At 25.2% G+C, this 5,361-nt stretch carries 7 protein-coding genes; all 7 read left to right on the top strand.

The window, feature by feature from the left end:
* Positions 1-297: hypothetical protein (locus tag B0A78_RS14590; protein WP_169859161.1), on the top strand; the 297-nt coding region annotated here is incomplete at its 5' end.
* Between the two features lie 85 nt (positions 298-382).
* Positions 383-1,243: a hypothetical protein gene (locus B0A78_RS13510; RefSeq protein ID WP_123907307.1), complete on the top strand. Its 861-nt coding sequence runs from the start codon at positions 383-385 to the stop codon at positions 1,241-1,243.
* Between the two features lie 619 nt (positions 1,244-1,862).
* Positions 1,863-2,897 carry a hypothetical protein gene (locus B0A78_RS13505; RefSeq protein WP_097609764.1) on the top strand — a complete coding sequence of 345 codons (1,035 nt, stop codon included), beginning with the start codon at positions 1,863-1,865 and terminating at the stop codon, positions 2,895-2,897.
* A complete protein-coding gene (locus tag B0A78_RS13500; protein WP_065213224.1) occupies positions 2,887-3,519 on the top strand; it encodes a hypothetical protein in 633 nt (210 codons plus the stop codon). Before B0A78_RS13505 ends, B0A78_RS13500 begins: the two co-directional genes overlap by 11 nt.
* Positions 3,500-4,096: a hypothetical protein gene (locus tag B0A78_RS13495; RefSeq protein WP_097609763.1), complete on the top strand. Its 597-nt coding sequence runs from the start codon at positions 3,500-3,502 to the stop codon at positions 4,094-4,096. The genes B0A78_RS13500 and B0A78_RS13495 overlap by 20 nt, the downstream gene beginning before the upstream one ends.
* A gap of 6 nt (positions 4,097-4,102) precedes the next feature.
* Positions 4,103-4,900, top strand: a complete 798-nt coding sequence (locus tag B0A78_RS13490; RefSeq protein WP_097609762.1) for a hypothetical protein — start codon at positions 4,103-4,105, stop codon at positions 4,898-4,900.
* A gap of 63 nt (positions 4,901-4,963) precedes the next feature.
* The coding region (locus B0A78_RS13485; RefSeq protein ID WP_133065796.1) for a hypothetical protein at positions 4,964-5,361 on the top strand (398 nt) is incomplete at its 3' end.

The raw sequence follows: 5,361 nt of genomic DNA, 5'->3' as shown, positions 1-5,361 counted from the left end.
TTTGAATTAATATTACAAGCTAAAACTACGGGAAAAGTAAAAACTGTGTTTTATGATGTTGATTATGATTTTGAAGCTAAAGCAGAAGGTAAAGGTTATTTTTCATTAGGTTTATCAGCAGGTATGGACGATTATAAAGGTCTTTATTTTCAACCAATAGTTAGACATTCTGGTATTAAAATAATACTAACTTTTGAGGCAAAATTCGGAAGTACTAAAAGATTAACTACAGAAGAATTCGTAATTATAAAAGAAAACAAATTTGATTTAGATAAAAAATATTATATCAATGAATAGAAAAAATATAAATATATTATTGTTTTCAATATGCTGCTTTAGCTATGGATGTTCACAAAATAAAAACAATAAAACAGAAAATAAAATGATCGCAGAAATAGAAAAAAAAGTAAATTCTTTCTCATTACGTCCTTATTATAGTGTTGATTTTGAAAATGGTAATAGTGGTTGTCAATTTGAAATACTAATAAATGATATTCCAGTATTTAGTAAAATAGGTATACAAGGAGGAGTTACATCATCAGCTCCAATAAATTCTTGTATTTTAAAAAGTGGAAAACAAAAACTCAAAATAAAATTATATCCGAATGTCGGAAAAGAAAATATTAAGGTTTCACATAAAAATATTTCCCCTTTTAATCTTAACATTTCCTACAGAAAAGATGCTTGGAATGAAAACAACTTAAACGAAATAGTTGTATTTAAATTACCTACTATTCTTTTACCCGAAAAAGGCTTACCTTATTTTGAAAAAGAAATAGAATTTGAAGCAGTAGTTCCGTATCAATTTGAAGGCTGGTCAAATTCTAAAGATTTAACCAAAATCCCCAATATAGAACAAAAAGTCATTAATAAATACGAAGAACTACAAAAGCTCTTGATAGATAAAAATTATTCGGCTTTTGCCAAAATGAAAAATCAAAAAGATATCGAAATGAATATATCATTTTATTTAAAACCTAATGATGTAATTGAAGGAGAAAATTATGATAAAAAAGCTTTTACAGAAAAAGATGCAGAAATACAGCCTTTGGATAATGTAAAAATTACTTTTTATGGAGATGGACGATTAGTAACCTTGGAAAAAATTAAAGATAAAGATTCTGCTTTAAGAACAAAAATCATACATAAAACGAATGATGGAAAACAAAAAGAAGAAATAATCAGTTTTCCCATTTTGTTTCATATACCACAAAATTCTAATGATTTACAAATCATTAGATAATAAAAAATAGGTTTAATACCATTTAAGCTTAAAATATACTGGATTAAAAAGTAAAGTTCTCAATACGCTTTTTTTAAACAACTCGAACAGACGGTTGAGTTATATAATTGAAATCATCGTTAGTTCGAGCGCGAAGCGCATCGAGAACCAGCGCTAATTTTTGTTGCTTTTATAGATGTACTATTTTTAAAAAGAAAATTCAAAGTTTAAATGGTATAACTACATTAAATCAATCATAGATTAGAGAATTACCTAATGAATTTTTATACTAATACTCCTTTAATAACCTTCAAAATTTTTAATAGAAAATTTAACAAACGGTTTGCTTTAATGAATAAAGCACTAAAAGAAAAACTTATCAATTCTTACGTAAAACTTTACAAACTCAAATAATCTTTAATTTATTTAAAAAAAATCACCTAAAAATCACAACGACAACAAACAATTAATAAAACACAAAATTTGATATACTAAATGACAATAAAGAACAGATTATAAATTTAAAAAAAATGAGGCTGTCCAAAAAGTTCGCAATCTTGTCATCGACCATTTTGGACAGTCTCATCCTTATGTATATGTATGATAAAGTCCTTATCCTAATCAGATTACAAAAATAAAAGTGTATCCGGATATTGAAAGGGAAATTGCTTTTTTAATCACTATAGGTACAGGGTATTCAGGAAATATAAAATACTCAAGAAGTAGAATGAATGGCTATCATAAAAATTTTGGGTTTAAATATCTAAAAGATGATTTACAGATAGGAATTACTAAATCATCCAATATTGGTTGGTCTATTATGGGGAAATCTGTTATAAATGAAGAAGAATATTCATTAGGTTTTGAAGGAATACAAAAATCTGTTGATTTACTTGTTTCTACGTTTAATATCAGTAAAGAAATTCTTGAAATATTGAATCCAGAAGGTACAAATCCTAATGAAAGTAGCGCAATAAGTAAGAAAGTTATAAAAATTGATTTTGCTATTGATCCTCCAAATATAGGTTTTGCTTTGAGTAAAAAATTTGGAGAAGCAAGTAATAAAAAAATTGTTCCTATTTATAAAGGAGGATTTCGTGCAGATCCTTTTATAGGAATAACAATTAGTGTAGACTTAGTTCAAGTGTTGGGAAATACTAATCTAATAACAAAAATAATATTATGGATTATTGAAAAAATTCAATATTTAACAAAATCTGAAATTTATATAACATTTGAAACAGGTTTAGCGGTAAAATTTGATTTTAAATTATCATATAATAGGATTGATCGCTTTGATAAGAATAAAAATACTGAACAGGAAATAATAATAGAAGTACCAATAAGCATAAAAGCAGGATGTAAAAGTGAAGATGTTGTCATTATTCCTGCTGTAACAAAAAATAATAAAACATATCCAGAGCATGAAGAAGAAAAATGGAAAGTAGAAGGAGATTTAAGCACAACTTTTACTTTTACAAAATCTTATGGTTATGATGAAGATAAACAATATGAAAAATCAAAGGGAGTATGGAATTCTGCTGAAATTACGATTAGTTGCTATGAATTAGTGACCTCTAAAATCACAGGTTCATCTGTAAAAAGTGATAAATTTAAATTATTTGATGAAAAAACATTATTCGACAACCCTAAAACGTATATTGATGAAAATTAATTTAATATTCATAGTTTTTATCCTAACTAGTTTTTATCCCTGTAAAGACCAAGAAAGAAAAACAATATGTAAAAATAAATTTGATTTAAACTCTATTACTTTTAAAAATAAAAATGAGTTGAATAAAATTTTTAGATTAGACACAGGTTTTTATGGCATTTACTTTAGAAAAAATAAAGAATGGTTAATAAATAAAAATGATATACGTGGATATCTCTATAAAATACGAGATACTTCTACTTGTATTTGTTTTTTTAATGAAAAAATAATAGCTAATAAAGATTATGCGATTTATTTAGATTCGAGTAAAAAAATATACGCATATTCTTTGCAAGCCAAAAGCGTTGAAGATATTGAAAACAATATCAATAAATATATCACATTCCATAGAAAATATCTGTCAAAAAAATTAAATGAATATGAATCAAAAAAAATTTTTCAAAGTTTCCCTGGAAATGAAAAAATTTTAAAGTTTGATTTTCCTGATAAAATAGTACTAATTAATTATATCAATAATGATAACTATCCAAATAGTTTAATAATTAGAGCAATAACAAAAAAAACTTTAAAAGAAGAATCTTATAACATAATAAAACAAGAATATGAAATTTACATTCAATAATTTTTTTTTAATATTTTTCTTATTTTTCTTATCAAACTGTCAAAGTCAACAAAACGAAAAATATATAGGTTTAAAATATGGGATTTTTGATATAGATAAGGTAACCTTTACAGAAAATATAGATACATTATTTTCAAAAATCCCTCACGTTGAAATTCTAAAAGAAATAAATGGGAGAAAAATGAGAGTATTTAGGGTTAAGTCAATAGCACAAGATAAAAAATTATTTAAATATTTTAATATTGAAGAAGGTAATACTGAATTTTATCTTGATGATAAAAATAATCTAGTAAGAATTCATGAAATGATAAATACAAATAAGAACATTGTAGATAATTTTTTAGAAAAGGTAAGAAGAAAATATGGAATTAACGAAAAAAAAATTGTGAAAAAAAAATTTATAGATGATATGTTCGTTGGACAATTGGAAAATAAACTTGTTTATATAACAAAATCTTGTAATGATCAAGATTGTTCCATTGTATATAATATTTATAAATATCCCCAGAAGGATAACGATATTATTAGTTTTATGTCGTTAAATAATATTGATCTAGAAAATTTACTAAAAAAATAAGTTAATATGCAACATAATTTCAATAATCCAATTTACGAAATTTCCATAAATTCCAGAGAGTGTGCAATAGCTTTAAAAGTTAATGATATCCCTTGTTTCTCAAATTTTAATAAAGGAGGAATGGCTGTAAATTGGCCAATAAATACTAATATCTTACATTCAGGAAAACAATCTTTTTTATTAGAAGTTTTTCCTTTTGAAAAGGAAATAATAATAAATAATAAAGCATTTATAGAACTCCAAATAACTGTAAGAGATAGATTTGATACTTCAAAATCAAAAATATCCCTTTTAAATTTTGATCCTGTATATTTTTCAAAACAAAAAGAAAATATTCAATATTATACAATTCTTGATGAATTTGATGCTCATGTTCCTTATTCTCATAGAGGATGGATTGATTCAATGTATATTTTGGATGAAAAAAAAGAAGATTTAATAAAACAAATTGATATCTTTTATGATGAACTATATCATATTTTTAAAACTTCAGATATAGAAAAATATAAACTTAAAATATCAGAAAGGTATCCTGAATTATGTAACTCATTTTATTTATCTTCTTTAGAAATAGAAAACAGAAAAGTTTCACTAATTCCAAAATTTAAAGGAATGATTAAAAGAGCCAGTATTGAAAAGTATAATCTAAATTTTTATGGTAATGGTAGAGTAGTTGGAGTAAATATTCCTTTTGAACCCGTGGCCTTAAAATTTTTCTCAGACAATGAAGAAGATAATATAATATACGAACAAGCATTATTTCATCGTAAAAAAAATGAAAACAAACTTTCTTTAATACGATAAAAACAAACCTATTTTCTTCCCATTTCAACCTGTCGTTATCCTAATCAGATTGCAAAAATAAAAGTGTATCCGGATGTAAGTTGGAAATTTCATCTTAATTATGGAATGAAAAACCCTATTTATTATAGAGATACTTGGGTACAAATGAGACAACATAGAGTAGAAAATGCGGTGCTCAAAGCACAGGCCTCAGATATAGATGGTTTTGATGGAACAGTAGAAACCACATTCGGTTTGTCTATTGAAGCTAAATGGAATGGTTCAGAAGAAGCAAAATTAGACCAAAAATTTTCAGAAAAAGTAAAACTTTTTATAGGTTCTTTTATCAAAACAAAACAGTTTGTAGATAGCGTTACAGGTAGAAATAAAGACTTGTCTACTTCAGGAATGAACCCAAGTATAATGGAGAGAGTTCGCAGAACTCCACTTACTATTGAAGTTTTATCACCACAAATTTCCAT

It is taken from the genome of Flavobacterium columnare NBRC 100251 = ATCC 23463 (genome assembly GCF_002530675.1).
Lineage (GTDB): Bacteria > Bacteroidota > Bacteroidia > Flavobacteriales > Flavobacteriaceae > Flavobacterium > Flavobacterium columnare.
Note: the sequence above shows the minus strand (reverse complement) of the source record. Positions and strands in the feature narration are given on the sequence as shown.

Bases quoted from the DNA above. Each gene is read 5' to 3' on its own strand.
- B0A78_RS13490 (WP_097609762.1), top strand. From the start codon at position 4,103: ATGCAACATAATTTCAATAATCCAATTTACGAAATTTCCATAAATTCC.
- B0A78_RS13510 (WP_123907307.1), top strand. From the start codon at position 383: ATGATCGCAGAAATAGAAAAAAAAGTAAATTCTTTCTCATTACGTCCT.
- B0A78_RS13495 (WP_097609763.1), top strand. From the start codon at position 3,500: ATGAAATTTACATTCAATAATTTTTTTTTAATATTTTTCTTATTTTTC.
- B0A78_RS13500 (WP_065213224.1), top strand. From the start codon at position 2,887: ATGAAAATTAATTTAATATTCATAGTTTTTATCCTAACTAGTTTTTAT.